The sequence below is a fragment of the Dactylosporangium sp. NPDC049140 genome (assembly GCF_040648435.1).
On record NZ_JBEZDS010000002.1, the window covers coordinates 374043 to 388933 of the forward strand.

The 14891-nt window shown below is 73.3% G+C and carries 14 protein-coding genes; all 14 read left to right on the forward strand.

Features of this window, described 5'->3' with window-relative positions; translation table 11 throughout:
* Positions 1 to 24: 24 nt before the first annotated feature.
* Positions 25 to 360, forward strand: a complete 336-nt coding sequence (locus AB0B76_RS05395; RefSeq protein ID WP_360369678.1) for a YlxR family protein — start codon at positions 25 to 27, stop codon at positions 358 to 360.
* Positions 361 to 518: 158 nt separating this feature from the next.
* Positions 519 to 3602, forward strand: coding sequence for a translation initiation factor IF-2 (gene infB, locus AB0B76_RS05400; protein ID WP_360370231.1), 3084 nt, complete (start codon positions 519 to 521; stop codon positions 3600 to 3602).
* 81 nt (positions 3603 to 3683) lie between these two features.
* Positions 3684 to 4106, forward strand: a complete 423-nt coding sequence (locus tag AB0B76_RS05405) for a hypothetical protein (RefSeq protein ID WP_360369681.1) — start codon at positions 3684 to 3686, stop codon at positions 4104 to 4106.
* A gap of 337 nt (positions 4107 to 4443) precedes the next feature.
* On the forward strand, positions 4444 to 4740 hold the full coding sequence (locus AB0B76_RS05410; RefSeq protein ID WP_360369684.1) for a DUF503 domain-containing protein: 297 nt from the start codon (positions 4444 to 4446) through the stop codon (positions 4738 to 4740).
* A gap of 126 nt (positions 4741 to 4866) precedes the next feature.
* Positions 4867 to 5343: a 30S ribosome-binding factor RbfA gene (rbfA, locus tag AB0B76_RS05415; RefSeq protein ID WP_360369687.1), complete on the forward strand. Its 477-nt coding sequence runs from the start codon at positions 4867 to 4869 to the stop codon at positions 5341 to 5343.
* On the forward strand, positions 5340 to 6416 hold the full coding sequence (locus AB0B76_RS05420; protein ID WP_360369690.1) for a DHHA1 domain-containing protein: 1077 nt from the start codon (positions 5340 to 5342) through the stop codon (positions 6414 to 6416). Before rbfA ends, AB0B76_RS05420 begins: the two co-directional genes overlap by 4 nt.
* 40 nt (positions 6417 to 6456) lie before the next feature.
* On the forward strand, positions 6457 to 6858 hold the full coding sequence (locus AB0B76_RS05425) for a hypothetical protein (RefSeq protein ID WP_360369693.1): 402 nt from the start codon (positions 6457 to 6459) through the stop codon (positions 6856 to 6858).
* An 11-nt stretch (positions 6859 to 6869) separates the two neighbouring features.
* Complete coding sequence (locus AB0B76_RS05430; protein ID WP_360370234.1) at positions 6870 to 7073, forward strand: DUF6186 family protein; 204 nt, start codon at positions 6870 to 6872, stop codon at positions 7071 to 7073.
* A gap of 587 nt (positions 7074 to 7660) precedes the next feature.
* Entirely contained in the window at positions 7661 to 8947 is a 1287-nt protein-coding gene (locus AB0B76_RS05435) for an MATE family efflux transporter (protein WP_360370237.1), read from the forward strand.
* A gap of 5 nt (positions 8948 to 8952) precedes the next feature.
* On the forward strand, positions 8953 to 9861 hold the full coding sequence (locus tag AB0B76_RS05440; protein WP_360369695.1) for a DUF3626 domain-containing protein: 909 nt from the start codon (positions 8953 to 8955) through the stop codon (positions 9859 to 9861).
* 17 nt (positions 9862 to 9878) lie between these two features.
* Complete coding sequence (gene truB, locus AB0B76_RS05445; protein ID WP_360369698.1) at positions 9879 to 10769, forward strand: tRNA pseudouridine(55) synthase TruB; 891 nt, start codon at positions 9879 to 9881, stop codon at positions 10767 to 10769.
* Positions 10770 to 10862: 93 nt separating this feature from the next.
* Positions 10863 to 11810, forward strand: coding sequence for a bifunctional riboflavin kinase/FAD synthetase (locus AB0B76_RS05450; RefSeq protein WP_360369701.1), 948 nt, complete (start codon positions 10863 to 10865; stop codon positions 11808 to 11810).
* 107 nt (positions 11811 to 11917) lie between these two features.
* Positions 11918 to 12187, forward strand: a complete 270-nt coding sequence (gene rpsO / locus AB0B76_RS05455) for a 30S ribosomal protein S15 (protein WP_360369704.1) — start codon at positions 11918 to 11920, stop codon at positions 12185 to 12187.
* Between the two features lie 271 nt (positions 12188 to 12458).
* Positions 12459 to 14891: a polyribonucleotide nucleotidyltransferase gene (locus tag AB0B76_RS05460; RefSeq protein WP_360369707.1), complete on the forward strand. Its 2433-nt coding sequence runs from the start codon at positions 12459 to 12461 to the stop codon at positions 14889 to 14891.

Sequence of the window (14891 nt, forward strand, 5' to 3'; positions counted from 1 at the left end):
GTACGTCGCACGCCCCCGGCTGGCATGCCTGCGATTCCGGCTGCATCTGATCAAGTAAGACCTGATCGAGCGGAACCGGTTCGCACATGTATCGGATGCCGGAAGCGTGCGTCATCCACCGAGTTGCTGCGATTTGTCGCGATCGAGAGTGGCCCTGACCAGTTCAGGGCTGTCCCCGATCCGGCTCGCAGACGGCCGGGCCGGGGCGCGCACCTGCATCCCGATCCGGCTTGCCTCGCGCTAGCGGAGCGTCGGCGCGCCTTCGGGCGGGCTCTGCGCATCGCCGGTGTCCTCGACACCGGTCCGCTGGTCGAAGCCGTCGCCTCGGCGGCGGTGACGGAGCCGGAGCATACGCAGTAATCGGAACCGCCGATGGTGGGAGCGCGACGCCCCACCCGGACACGCTAGGTAGGACGACGGACATGAGCACACGATGAAGTCCCTGAGATGACCAGGCTTCAAGTGCACGAGTGAGGTCGGAGCGGAACTTGCCGCCCGGCCTCGAGGTGAGGAGTGTAGTGGCAGGCAAGGCCCGCGTACACGAGCTGGCGAAAGAGCTCGGGGTCGAAAGCAAGACCGTACTTGCGAAGCTGCAGGAGCTTGGCGAGTACGTGAAGTCCGCATCCAGCACGGTCGAGGCGCCTGTGGCGCGCCGGCTGCGTGCGAGCTTCGAAAACGGTGGAGGGTCAGCTCCGGCGCCCTCGGCACCTCCTGCGCCGTCCGCGTCGGCTCAATCGTCGACGCCAGTTCCGGCGGCTCCCCGTCCCTCGCCGTCTCCGGCGGCGAAACCCTTTGCGCCCCCGAAGCGGCCCCAGCAGCCGCCCGCGGGTGGCGGATCCGGTGGCTCTGGAGGCGGTGGCGGCCGCGGCCCCGTGCCCGGCCCGCCGCGTCCGGCCCCGCCGGCCGTCAAGCCGACGAGTGCGCACGACATCGAGGTCCAGGCGGCCGAGCAGCGTGCAACCGCGCTGAAGGCCGAGCAGGAAGCGGCGATGAAGGCCGCCCAGCAGGCGCGTCAGCGGGAGAACACGCGGCGCGAGAGCCCGGCGCCGCCCAGCGGTGGTACCGGCGCTCCGTCGCCCGGTCCGCGCCCCAGCCCCGCCTCCGGTCCGTCCGGCGGCGGCGCGCCGAGCTCGGGCGGTCCGCGTCCGGGCCAGAGCCCGCGTCCGGGTCAGGGCAACCGCCCGCCGGCCCGGTCCCCGGGCAACAACCCGTTCGGTGTGTCCGGTGGCGCCTCGCCGCGCCCGCCGACACCCGGCAACATTCCCCGGCCCAACCCGTCGTCCATGCCTCCGCGGCCGAACCCGGCCTCGATGGGCGGCCCGCGGCCCAACCCGTCGCAGATGCCGAGCCAGCGGCCCGGTCGCCCGAGCGGCCCCGGCGGTGACCGTCCCGGTCGCCCCGGTGGCGGTGGCGGCGGCGGCGGCTTCCGTGGCGGGCCCGGCGGTGGCGCCGGTCGCCCCGGCGGTCCCGGTGGTGGCGGTGGTGGCGGCGGCTTCCGCGGCGGTCCCGGTGGGGGCGCCGGCGGTGGCGGTGGCGGCTTCCGTGGCGGTCCCGGTGGTGGCGCTCCCGGCGGTGGCGGTGGCTACCGCGGTGGTCCCGGCGGTGGCGGCGGCGCGCCCGCGGGTGCCGGCGGTGCCGGTCGCCCCGGTGGTGGCGCCGGCGGTCGCGGCCGTGGCGGTGGCGCGGCGGGTGCCTTCGGGCGTCCCGGCGGCCGGCCGACGCGTGGCCGCAAGTCGAAGAAGCAGCGCAGACAAGAGTTCGACAACCTCTCCGCGCCCACCATGGGCTCGGGCGCTCCTCGGGGTCAGGGTCAGGCGATCCGTCTCCCGCAGGGTGCGTCGCTGTCGGACTTCGCCGACCGGATCAACGCGAACCCGGGCTCGCTCGTCCAGGAGATGTTCAACCTGGGCGAGATGGTGACGGCGACCCAGTCGTGCACCAACGAGACGCTGCAGCTGCTCGGCGAGCACCTCGGCTTCGACGTGCAGATCGTCAGCCCCGAGGACGAGGACCGCGAGCTGCTGGCCCGCTTCGACATCGACCTCGACGCCGAGGTCGACGAGGAGCGCCTGGTCATCCGGCCGCCGGTCGTGACCGTCATGGGTCACGTCGACCACGGCAAGACGAAGCTGCTCGACGCGATCCGCCAGACGAACGTCGCGGCGGGCGAGGCCGGTGGCATCACCCAGCACATCGGGGCCTACCAGGTCCACGTCGAGCACGGTGAAGAGGATCGCGCGATCACCTTCATCGACACCCCGGGTCACGAGGCGTTCACCGCCATGCGTGCCCGCGGCGCCCAGGCCACGGACATCGTGGTCCTGGTGGTCGCGGCCGACGACGGCGTGATGCCCCAGACGATCGAGGCGCTCAACCACGCCCAGGCGGCCGAGGTGCCGATCGTGGTCGCGGTGAACAAGATCGACAAGCCCGAGGCCAACCCGGCCAAGGTGCGGCAGGAGCTCACGCAGTACGGGCTGGTCGCCGAGGAGTACGGCGGCGAGACGATGTTCGTCGACATCTCGGCGAAGAGCCGGATCAACATCGACGGGCTGCTCGAGGCCGTCCTGCTGACCGCCGACGCCGCGCTCGACCTGCGCGCGCCGATCGACGGCCAGGCCCAGGGCATCGCGATCGAGTCGCACCTCGACCGCGGCCGTGGCCCGGTCGCCACCGTCCTGGTGGAGAAGGGCACGCTCAACGTCGGTGACTCGATCGTCGCCGGCCGCGCCTACGGACGCGTCCGGGCGATGCTCGACGAGAACGGCAAGCCCGTGCCGCACGCGGGTCCGGCCCGTCCGGTCCTCGTGCTCGGCCTGACCTCGGTGCCCGGCGCCGGCGACACGTTCCTCGCCGCCGACGACGACCGCACCGCGCGCCAGATCGCCGAGCAGCGGCAGGCTCGCCGCCGCGCGGCCGAGATGGCCGCACGCACCGGCCGGGTCACCCTCGAGACGCTGTTCGACCAGCTCAAGCAGGGCGAGAAGACCACGCTCAACCTCATCCTCAAGGGTGACGGCTCGGGCTCGGTCGAGGCGCTCGAGGACGCGCTGGTCAAGATCGTCGTCTCGGACGAGGTCCAGCTGCGGATCATCCACCGCGGTGTCGGTGCGGTCACGCAGGACGACGTCAACCTGGCCAGCGCCTCGGACGCGATCATCCTCGGGTTCAACGTGCGGGCCGAGGGCCGCACGCGCGACCTGGCTGACCGCGAGGGCGTGGAGATCCGGTACTACACCGTCATCTACCAGGCGATCGAGGACATCGAGTCCTCCCTCAAGGGCCTGCTCAAGCCGGTCTACGAGGAGGTCGAGCTCGGCACGGCGGAGATCCGCGAGGTCTTCCGCTCGTCGCGCTTCGGCAACATCGCGGGTTGCATCGTCCGTACCGGCCTGATCCGGCGCAACACCAAGGCGCGCCTGGTCCGGGACGGGTCGGTGGTGAACGACAACCTGTCGATCGCCGGCCTGCGCCGCTTCAAGGACGACGCGACCGAGGTCCGCGAGGGCTTCGAGTGCGGTATCACGCTCGGGACGTACAACGACATCCAGATCGGCGACGTCATCGAGACGTGGGAGCTTCGCGAGAAGCCCCGCACCTGATCAACGCAGTGACAGAGGGGGCCGCGGTTCGTCGCGGCCCCCTTTGGCATCTCCCGGACGAGGAGTAACCTCGGTCACATCATGGATCTGTCGTGGTGGTCGATCGAGGTCCGCGACGGGGAGCACCCGGCGCGGGAGTGGCGTGATGCCCACAGCGCGGCCCTGATCGAGGCCGCCGTGACGCACGGGGTCCGCGACTGGGCCTGGCGCTCCGAGGACTTCGGGGTCGTCTTCGAGCTCGGCTTCGCCGACGCGTCCGACTGGCAGCGGTTCCGGCAGTTGCCGGCGGTCGCGGCGGCCCTGGACGCGGTCGCGCCCGACTCCCTGTACGTGTACCGCGGGCGCGGGGGCAGCGCCGGCGCCGTCCAGCCGCGGCGGCGGGGTCCGCTGCCGGCGATGGGCGCGGCCGCGCTGCCGATCGAGCCGGAGCCGCCGATCCTGGCCCGGCCGCCGCTGGAGCCGCCGTTCCCCCGGCCGGGCGAGGACCCCCTGCTGGTCGCCTGAGCCGCCGCGTGCCCAGGGCCGAGGGAGCCTGAGCCGGCGCGCGGGCCGGGCGAGGGAGCTTGAGCCGCCGCGCGGGCCGGGCGAGGGAGCCTGAGCCGCCGCGCGGGCGGGGAGGGAGGCGAGTCTCCTCTGACCGGGCGAGGGTCCGCTGGGCGTCGTCAGAGCCGCCACCCCGGGCCGCGGTGCGGCAACGCGCCGCGAAGGCCCTGGTGCGGTCTTGGCGCCGCGGGCGCCGGGATTTCTGGCGGGAGCTACGGCCCGCAGGTGACGCGGGCCCGAGCCAAAGGCTGTTAAATCCGGAAGCGCGAAAGCGCTTTCGCGGTTAGGATCTTGCGCCGTGTATACCGGAACCGCGGTCTTCGACCTGCTACTGCCCGGGGACTCGCGTTCGCTCAAGGCCAAGCGCTCGTACGTGCGGCCGCTGATCGCGTTTCTGCGCAAGTTCGAGGTCTCCGTCGCCGAGGTCGGGGCGCTCGATCTCACCGGGCGGGCCGAGATCGGCATCGCCGTCGTGGCCGCCGAGGCGGGCCACGTGCGGGAGGTGCTCGACACGTGCGAGCGGGCCGTCGCCGGGCGGCCCGAGTTCGAGCTGCTCTCCGTGCGCCGTCGGTTGCACGGTGACGACGACGAGTAATCCTGGCTCGGGGACGCGGCTCCACGGGCGGGGCGCGGGTACTGTCAAGGCGTTGGTCAGATCTTCAGGTCCGGCGGGACGGCCCGAGGCCGGCCGGCGGGCCGTTTGGCTGCGGAGGTGTTCGAGATGACGGATCCGACGAAGGTGCGGCGGCACGCGGAGCGCGTGCGCGAACTTGTCGCGTCGGTGGTGCGGACGCAGATCAAGGACCCGCGGCTGGGCATGATCACGATCACCGACGCGCGGATCACCGCGGACCTGCGCGAGGCGACCGTGTTCTACACCGTGCTCGGCGACGCGGCCGCCCAGGCGGGCACCGCGGCCGCCCTGGAGAGCGCCAAGGGCCTGCTGCGCTCCACCGTCGGCAAGGCGCTGGGGCTGCGGCACTCGCCGAGCCTGGCGTTCATGCACGACGACGTGTCCGACCAGGTCAAGCACATCGACGAGCTGCTCGCCAGCGCGCACGACGCCGACGCCGAGGTCCAGCGCCTCGCGGCCGGCGCGCACTACGCGGGCGACCCGCAGCCGTACAAGCTCGAGGACGGCGACGCCGACGACCTGGAAGCCGACGACGAGGTCGTCGTGGGCCAGGACCGGCGGTGAGCAAGGCGGCCGCCGGGGGAGACCCCGAGGCCGCCGCACACCCCTCCGAGACCGAGTGGGCGGCGGCCGTCGCGGCGTTGCGCGGGCTGCCGCCCGGCGCCCGGGTGCTGCTCGCCTGCCACGTGAACCCCGACGGTGACGCGCTGGGCAGCATGCTCGGTGCCGGCCTCGGGCTGCGCGGGCTCGGGCTCGGGCGCGTCACGGCGACCTTCCCGGGGCCGATGCGCCTCCCGGCGCCGTTCGACGCGTTGCCCGGCACCGACCTGCTCGTTGCCGAGGAGGACGCCGACCCCGCGCCCGACGCCATGCTCGTCTTCGACGTGGCAAGCATCGAGCGGCTCGGCGGCCTGGCCGACCGGCTGCGGGCCGCGCCCGTCGGCATCGTGCTCGACCACCACGCCTCCAATCCGGGCTTCGGGCGGATCAACCTCGTGGACCCGGCGGCGGCGGCCACGTCCGTGCTCTCCGACGGGCTGTTGCGGCGTCTGGGTGTACCGCTGGACGCCGCCATCGCCGAGTGCCTCTACGTGGCCCTGGCCACCGACACCGGCTCCTTCAAGTTCGCCTCCACCACCCCGGCCGTGCACGAGCTCGCGGCGCGCCTCATCGCGACCGGCATCCCGGTCGGGGAGATCTCGCGCCGCCTGTTCGATACGCGGCCGGTCGGCGCGCTGCGGGTCTTCGGCACCGCGCTGGCCCGCACGGTGCTCGAGGCCGACGGGGCGGGCGGGCTGGGGTTCGTGTGGACGTACCTCACCCCCGACGACCTCGCCGCCCAGGACCAGGCGCCGTCGGCCATCGAGGCGCTCATCGACACCGTGCGCACGGCCGCCGAGGCCGACGTCGCGTGCGTCGTCAAGCCGGTCCGGCCGGGGGAGTGGTCGGTCTCGCTGCGCAGCAAGGGCGCCGTCGACGTCAGCGCGGTCGCCGTGGCCCTGGGCGGCGGCGGGCACCGGTTCGCCGCCGGGTTCAGCGCGTCCGGCACCGTCGAGGACGTCGTCGACACGATCCGCGGGCTGCTGCCCGCTCCGGCGGGGATCAGGGTGAACTCCGGGAGAATCTCCGGGACATAACTGCTGGCCGGCGGGCATCGATTCCGGTGACAATCGAGGGATGGACCGACCCGAGCTTGCCGCGGAGGTCGACCGGGCCTGGGCCCGGCCGGTAGTGCTGACGCCCGTCTTTGCGCTGATCTCGCTGGTCGGCGGGGCCTCGCCGTCGTTCGGGCTGCGGGCCAACCTGCTCGTCCTGGCCACCGGCGGGGTGCTGTTCTGGCTGGGCATGTCGGCGGCGGTGCCGCGCCGGGCCTCGCCGGCCCGGCTGTCGCGCGGCGCCGCCTGGTGGCTGGTGCCGCTGCTGCTCTTCGGCGTGGTGGAGGGCGCGACGTTCCTCAACGGCTCGCAGTCGTACCCGACCCTGTCCCGCCTCGCCGATCCGGTGCTCGAGCACTACTGGGCCCGCACGGCCGCCTACTTCGGCTGGCTGTGGGCGTTCTGGGCGATGGTGCGCCGGTGAGCGCCGGGCAGCTGCTCGTCACGGTGCTGTTCACCGCGGCCCTCGGGCTCTTCGCGGCGGTCGAGATCGCCTCCCGGCGCGAGAACTCCCGGGTGCCGAGCCTCGGCGACGTGTGCGGGATCGTCATGCGCTACCGCGTGGGCCCGCTCCCCGTCGGCCGCGTTGCCATGTTCGGCTTCTGGTGGTGGCTCGGCTGGCACTTCCTGGCCCGCTGAGCTGCGAAATCGATCTGTCACACCCGCGACTCGACGTTCCAGATCGCGGGATGTCGTCGCACATGCTGGAACTGAACGATAGCTTAGTCGCATGCGCACAGTACGAATTCTTCGCCGCCCGCCCCGGGCGCACCGCTCCTAGACAGCGGCTCCGGCGGCGGGTGACACGGCCCGAACCATCCGCCGGAAGCGAGGAATGACGTGCGCAGCAACCTGTGTCAACAGGCCGACATCACCCACGTCGGTCTCCTTGGCGTGTGCCGCACGTGTTTCCCGGTGACCCCGGCGCGACCGAGCAAGCACCGACCATCAGCACCTGGCAACAGAGGAGACCAGCGTCATGCCTGACCAGCAGAAGCCCCAGCCGAAGCCGCAGGAGCCCCCGGCCGACACCCGCGAGCGCGCCCGCGCCGCTTTGCAGATGTCGATGGACCGGCGCGGCTGAACCCACGCTCTTCCCTTGGGAGACCGGGACGCCCCGCACGACGTCACGGTCTCCCATCGGAAGAGGTTGTGTCACCTCGGTAACCGCCGAGAGGCCTTCCAGCCCTTACTATGACCGGGTGACGGTCGATCAGGCTCCGACGATGCGGCGGGTGGCCGCGCTGGCCCTCCCCGCGCTCGTGGTACTCGCCGCCGAACCCCTCTACGTCCTCGTCGACACCGCCGTCGTCGGCCACCTCGGGCGCACGCAGCTCGCCGGGCTGGCCATCGGCGGCTCCGTCATGTCGTTCGCCGTCTGGCTGGGCACCGTGCTCGCCTACGGCACCACCGGCCGCGCCGCCCGCCGCTTCGGGGCCGGGCAGCGCACGGAGGCGGTCGAGGAGGGCGTCCAGGCGTCCTGGCTCGCCCTCGCCGGCGGCGTCACCATCCTGCTCGTCCTCGAGGCCGCCGCCGGGCCGCTCACCCGGGCCCTGGCCGGCGGGGCCGGCGACGTCGCGTCAAACGCCGAGGGCTGGCTGCGCATCGCCGCGCTCGGCGCGCCCGGGCTCATGCTCGGCACCGCGGGCAACGGCTGGATGCGCGGCGTGCAGGACACCCGTCGCCCCCTCTACTACGTGCTGGCCGCCAACGCGCTGTCCGCGGCGCTGTGCCCGCTGCTGGTGTACCCGGCCGGCCTGGGCCTCACCGGCTCCGCCGTCGCCAACGTCACCGCCCAGACCGTCGTCGGGCTGCTGTTCGTGCGGGCCCTCGCCAGCGAGCGCGTGCCGCTGCGCCCGCACCTGGCCGTCATCGGCCGCCAGCTCGCGCTCGGGCGGGACCTGCTGCTGCGCGGCGCCGCGTTCCAGGCCTGCTTCCTGTCCGCCTCCGCGGTCGCGGCCCGCTTCGGCGACGCCGCGCTCGCCGCCCACCAGATCGCCATCCAGCTCTTCTTCTTCACCGCGCTCGCGCTCGACGCCCTGGCCATCGCGGCCCAGTCGCTCGTCGGCGCCGCGCTCGGGGGCGAGCGCGTGGCCGAGGCGCGCCACCTCGCCCGCCGCATCACCCTCGCCGGCCTGGTCGCGGGGGTCGCGTTCGCCGTGCTCGTCGCGGCCGCGCTGCTCGCCGTCCGGCCGTGGTTCGGGGCCGACCCGGAGGTGTACGCGCAGGCCCGCCACGCCTGGTGGTTCTTCGTGGCCATGATGCCGGCCGCGGGCGTCGTGTTCGCCCTCGACGGGGTCTTCCTCGGCGCCGGGGACGTCGGCTACCTGCGCAACCTCACGCTCGTCAGCGCGCTGGGCGGGTTCCTGCCGGGGATCTGGCTGGCGTACCTGTTCGGCGCCGGCCTGCGCGGCGTGTGGGCGGCGCTGACGCTGTTCATCGCGCTGCGCCTCGCCGGGCTGCTGTGGCGGCTCGCGGGGGACCGCTGGGCGGTGGCCGGCGCCGTACGATGACTCCGGTGCTGACCGATGCGCAGACGGCGGCCCTCGACCACGTGCGCGGCCTGCGGGCGGGCTCCACGCCGCTCGGCGTCGAGGCGCCCATCACGATCAACTTCCATCCGGACCGCAGCGTCGACGGCGGCACCGTCATCGACGGCCTCCTCGCCGACGGGCGCTTCCGCAGCCAGTTCGAGACCGGCATCTCCAACGGCGGCCTGACCGCGTTCCCGGGCGGCGACCGCGACCGCTGGGAGGAGCGCATGTTCGGCGGCGCCTACCAGCGACCGGGCGTCCGCGCGCAGGACCGCCCGAAGTACGGCGCGCTCAACCTCCTGCACCACGAGGACGGCGCCGCGCCCCGCTTCGGCTCCGCCCACCTGCGCCTGCGCCCGCACGTGCTGGCCTGGGCGACGTTCACGTTCGGCGACAGCGCGCGGCACCCGACCTCCGCGGGCACCGCTGACGCGTTCGACGCCGTGCTCGACGCGCTGCACGCCCACCACGGCGCGGACGCGCTGAGCCGCCCGCGCCGCCCCGGCCCCGGGCGCGCGCTGGACGACTACGTCGAGGCGCAGATCCACGGCCCGGTGCGCCTGGCCGACGACGTCGAGGCGCTGGTGCTGGACAGCAGTTTCAAGGGCTCCGGCGGCGGTACCGCGGCCGCCGCCGACGCGCTCGCCGAGCGCTACGGCCTGCGGGTCGAGTGGCGCTCCGGCTTCCGGCTCGCGCCGTCGGACATCCCCGATGACTTCCGCGGCCCCGAGGTGCCGGTACTCGCGCACGGGCTGTGCGCGCACTACGGCGTGGCGGAGGTCGACCCGGCGCTCATCGGCGCGGCCGCGCGCGACCCGCTGCGGTGGGGCTCGCCGCCGGAGGTGCTCCAGCTGCTGAAGTACTTGTGGCACTGCCTGGTCGAGTTCGGCTGAACGCTAGGGTGTCGGCCATGGCTCAGAAGGCGGCGACCCCGGGCGGCCTTGTCGTCGTCGACAAGCCCGCCGGCATGACCTCCCACGACGTGGTGTCGCGCATGCGCCGCATCGCGCGGACGCGGCGGGTCGGGCACGGCGGCACCCTCGACCCAATGGCCACCGGCGTGCTGATCGTGGGCGTGGAGAAGGCGACGCGCCTGCTGACGTACGTGATCGGGAGCACGAAGGAGTACACGGCGACGATCCGCCTCGGCGAGTCGACGGTCACCGACGACGCCGAGGGCGACGTGGTCGCCCGCGCGGACGCGTCGGCCGTCACCGGGGACGCGCTCGCGGCCGCCCTGGCCCCGCTGCGCGGCGACATCCTCCAGGTCCCCAGCGCCGTGTCGGCCATCAAGGTCAACGGTGTCCGCTCGTACCACCGCGTCCGCTCCGGCGAGGAGGTCGAGCTCGCCGCCCGCCCCGTGACCGTCTCGCGCCTCGACGTCCTGGCCGTGCGCCGCGCGGGCGCGCACGTGGACCTCGACGTGGATGTGGCCTGCTCGTCGGGCACCTACATCCGCGCCCTCGCCCGCGACCTGGGCGCGACCCTCGGCGTCGGCGGCCACCTCACGGCGCTGCGGCGCACCGCGGTGGGCGGCTTCACCCTGGCCGAGGCCGCGACCCTGGACGAGCTGGCCGAGCGCCCGGACCCGGTGACGCTGCCCCTCCCGGCGGCGGCGGACCGCTGCTTCCCCCGCCGCGACGCCTCCGAGGACGAGGCAAAGGTTCTGTCCCACGGCGGCCCGCTGGCCCCGATCGGCATCGCGGAGCCGTACGCGGTATTCGCCCCCGACGGCACCGTGCTCGCGATCGTCCAGGAGCGCGACGGCAAGGCCCGCCCGGAGATCGTCCTCGTGCCGTAGGGGCGCCGGGCGCCGCGGTCGCGGTGCCGCGCGGCCGGGTGCGGACCAGCGCCCGGGAGATCCGTACCGCCGCGGCCAAGTAGGCTCAGGGGCATGCAGCGGTGGCGGGGAACGCAGGCGGCGCCCGGCGGCTGGGGCCGCGCGGTCGCGACGATCGGGGTCTTCGACGGCGTCCACCGCGGCCACCAGCAGATCATCGGCCACGCCGTGAAGCGGGCCGGCGAACTCGGGGTCCAGTCGGTCGTGCTCACGTTCGACCCGCACCCGTCCGAGGTGGTGCGGCCCGGGTCGCACCCGGCGGTGCTGACCGAGCCCGCGCGCAAGGCGGAGCTGATCGAGGCGCTCGGCGTCGACGTGCTGTGCGTCATCCCGTTCACGGCGGATTACTCGCGGCTGTCACCCGAGGAGTTCGTGCACGACGCGCTCGTCGAGCACCTGCACACCGCCCTGGTCGTGGTCGGGGAGAACTTCCGGTTCGGGCACAAGCAGGCCGGCGACGTCGACCTCCTCACGCGGCTCGGGCGGACGTTCGGGTTCGCGGTCGAGGGAGCGCCGCTCGTCGCGGACGAGGGGACGGTGTTCTCCTCGACGTACATCCGCAGCTGTGTCGACGCGGGGGACGTCGTGGCCGCGGCGCGCGCGCTCGGGCGGCCGCACCGGCTCGAGGGCGTCGTGGTGCGCGGCGACCAGCGGGGCCGTGAGCTGGGCTTTCCCACCGCGAACCTGCTCGTGCCGCCCCGGGCGGCGGTGCCCGCGGACGGCATCTACGCGGCCTGGCTCGTCCGGGACCGCGACGGCGCCCGGCTGCCCTCGGCGGTGTCGATCGGCACCAACCCGACCTTCTCCGGCAAGGAGCGGCGCGTCGAGGCGTTCGTGCTGGATTTCGAGGGCGACCTGTACGGCGAGCGCGTGCACCTGGACTTCGCCGACCGGCTGCGGGAGCAGCGCGTCTACCAGGGCGTCGAGCCGCTGATCGCGCAGATCGCGGAGGACGTCGAGCAGACCCGGGAAGTGCTGCGCAACGGTCCGATGCGGGCCTGATCCGCCCGATCTGTTAGCCTTGGGTTGACGCCGGGTGACCGGCGCGGGTCAGGCTGCCTGCACGACGCCGCGGGAGCCGGCCGACGAATCCACGGCAAAGGGAGAACATGGCGCTCGACTCTGCGCAGAAGACCGAGATCATGGGCAAGTACGCCACCGGAGAGGCCGACACCGGTTCGCCGGAGGTCCAGGTGGCGATGCTGACGAAGCGGATCGCGGACCTGACGGAACACCTCAAGCAGCACAAGCACGACCACCACAGCCGGCGCGGCCTGCTGCTGCTGGTCGGCCGTCGCCGCCGCCTGCTGAACTACCTGCAGCGCAGCGACATCGCCCGCTACCGCTCGCTGATCGAGCGGCTCGGCCTGCGGCGATAACGACACGCATTCACGGGGGAGTGGCCGAAACCACCCGGGCCGGTTCTGTATCGCTTCGCGGCGACACAACCGGCCCGGGGCCCGGAATTCGGCGCTCCCCCGTCGAGTAGTGACACACTGAAATGGCAGCGCCCCGCCGAGCGGGTCGGCGCACCGGTCCTCGGTAGTGGCTTCCGGGTGAAGTACACACCCCGTGAGCTTCGATCGAAGACCGGCCGCAGACAGCTCCGCCGAGGGTGAACCAACAACCCAAAAGGGAGCAACACCACACATGACCGAGCAGAGCACTCTCGGTACACACAGCAGCAAGGCCGTGATCGACAACGGCCCGTTCGGCACCCGGGAGATCACCTTCTCCACCGGGCGCCTCGCGCGCCAGGCGGCCGGTTCGGCCCTCGCCCAGCTGGGCGAGACCGTCGTGATGTCCGCGACGACCGCCGGCAAGCAGCCCAAGGAGCAGTTCGACTTCTTCCCGCTGACGGTGGACGTCGAGGAGCGGATGTACGCGGCCGGGCGCATCCCCGGCTCGTTCTTCCGCCGCGAGGGCCGGCCCAGCGAGGACGCGATCCTCACCTGCCGGCTCATCGACCGGCCGCTGCGCCCGAGCTTCGTCAAGGGGCTGCGCAACGAGGTCCAGGTCGTCGAGACGGTCCTGGCGCTCGACCCGGCCCACCCGTACGACGTCGTGGCGATCAACGCCGCCTCGCTGTCGACCAAGCTGTCCGGCCTACCGTTCTCGGGCCCGATCGGCGCGACCCGCATGGCCCACATCGACGGGCAGTGGGTGGCGTTCCCGACCGTCGAGGAGCTCGGCCGGGCCACGTTCGACATGGTCGTCGCCGGCCGGGTCCTGGCCGACGGTGACGTCGCGATCATGATGGTCGAGGCCGAGGCCACCGAGCACACCGTCGCCCTCGTGGCCGGCGGCGCGCCCGCGCCGACCGAGGAGGTCGTCGCCGGCGGCCTGGAGGCGTCCAAGCCCGCGATCCGCGAGCTGTGCCGCGCCCAGGCCGAGCTGGCCGACGTCGCGGCGAAGCCGGTGCAGGAGTTCCCGGTCTTCCTCGACTACCAGCCCGACGCCTACGAGGCCGTCGCCGGCGCGGTGAAGGAAGAGGTCACCGAGGCCCTGCGCATCGCCGGGAAGGCGGAGCGCGAGGAGGCCCTCGACCGGATCAAGGAGGCCGCCTTCGAGCGTGTCGCCGGTCAGTTCGAGGGGCGCGAGAAGGAGATCGGCGCCGCGTTGCGGTCGCTGACCAAGAACGAGGTCCGCGCCCGCGTGCTGCGCGAGCAGGTCCGCATCGACGGCCGTGGCCCGCGCGACATCCGGCCGCTGACCGCCGAGGTGCAGGTCCTGCCCCGCGTGCACGGCTCGGCGCTGTTCGAGCGCGGCGAGACCCAGATCCTGGGCGTCACCACGCTGAACATGCTGCGCATGGAGCAGACGCTGGACACCCTCGCGCCCGAGAAGTCCAAGCGCTACATGCACAACTACAACTTCCCGCCGTACAGCACCGGTGAGACCGGCCGCGTCGGCGCCCCGAAGCGGCGCGAGATCGGCCACGGCGCGCTCGCCGAGCGGGCCCTGATCCCGGTCCTGCCGTCGCGCGAGGAGTTCCCCTACGCGATCCGGCAGGTCTCCGAGGCGCTGGGCTCCAACGGCTCGACCAGCATGGGCTCGGTCTGCGCCTCCACCATGGCGCTGCTGTCGGCCGGCGTGCCGCTCAAGGCGCCGGTCGCGGGCATCGCGATGGGCCTGATCTCCGACGAGGTCGAGGGCAAGACGCAGTACGTGACGCTGACCGACATCCTCGGCGCCGAGGACGCGTTCGGCGACATGGACTTCAAGGTCGCCGGCACCCGCGAGTTCGTCACCGCGCTGCAGCTGGACACCAAGCTTGACGGCATCCCGTCGGACGTGCTGGCCGGGGCGCTGCAGCAGGCCCACGACGCGCGGTACGTCATCCTCGACGTGATGGCCGAGGCGATCGAGTCGCCGGCGGGCATGAGCCAGTACGCGCCGCGGGTCACCACGGTGCGCATCCCGGTCGACAAGATCGGCATGGTGATCGGCCCGAAGGGCCAGACCATCAACGCGATCCAGGACGAGACCGGCGCCGAGATCAGTATCGAGGACGACGGCACGATCTACGTCGGCGCGACCGACGGCCCGTCGGCCGAGGCCGCCGTCGAGCGGATCAACGCGATCGCCAACCCGACCATGCCGAAGGTCGGCGACAAGTTCCTCGGCACCGTGGTGAAGACGGCCGCGTTCGGCGCGTTCATCTCGCTGCTGCCCGGCCGCGACGGCCTGCTGCACATCTCCAAGGTGGGCAACGGCAAGCGGGTCGACAAGGTCGAGGACTTCCTCAACGTCGGCGACAAGGTCGAGGTGCAGATCGCGGACATCGACAACCGCGGCAAGATCTACCTCGACAAGGTGCTGGCCGAGGGCGAGCAGGCGCCGGCGCCGGCCGAGGGTGGCGAGCGTCCGGCCCGCGACCGGGGCGACCGCGGTGGTGACCGTGGCCCGCGCCGGGACCGGGGCGACCGCGGTGGTGACCGCGGCGACCGCGGTGGCGACCGGGCCCCGCGCCCGTCCGCCGAGGGCGGCGAGGCAGCCCCGGCCGGCGGCGACGAGGGTGGCGAAGGCGGCGAGGGCGGCGAGGGCGGCGAGTTCCGTCGCCGGCGTAACCGGCGCGACTGA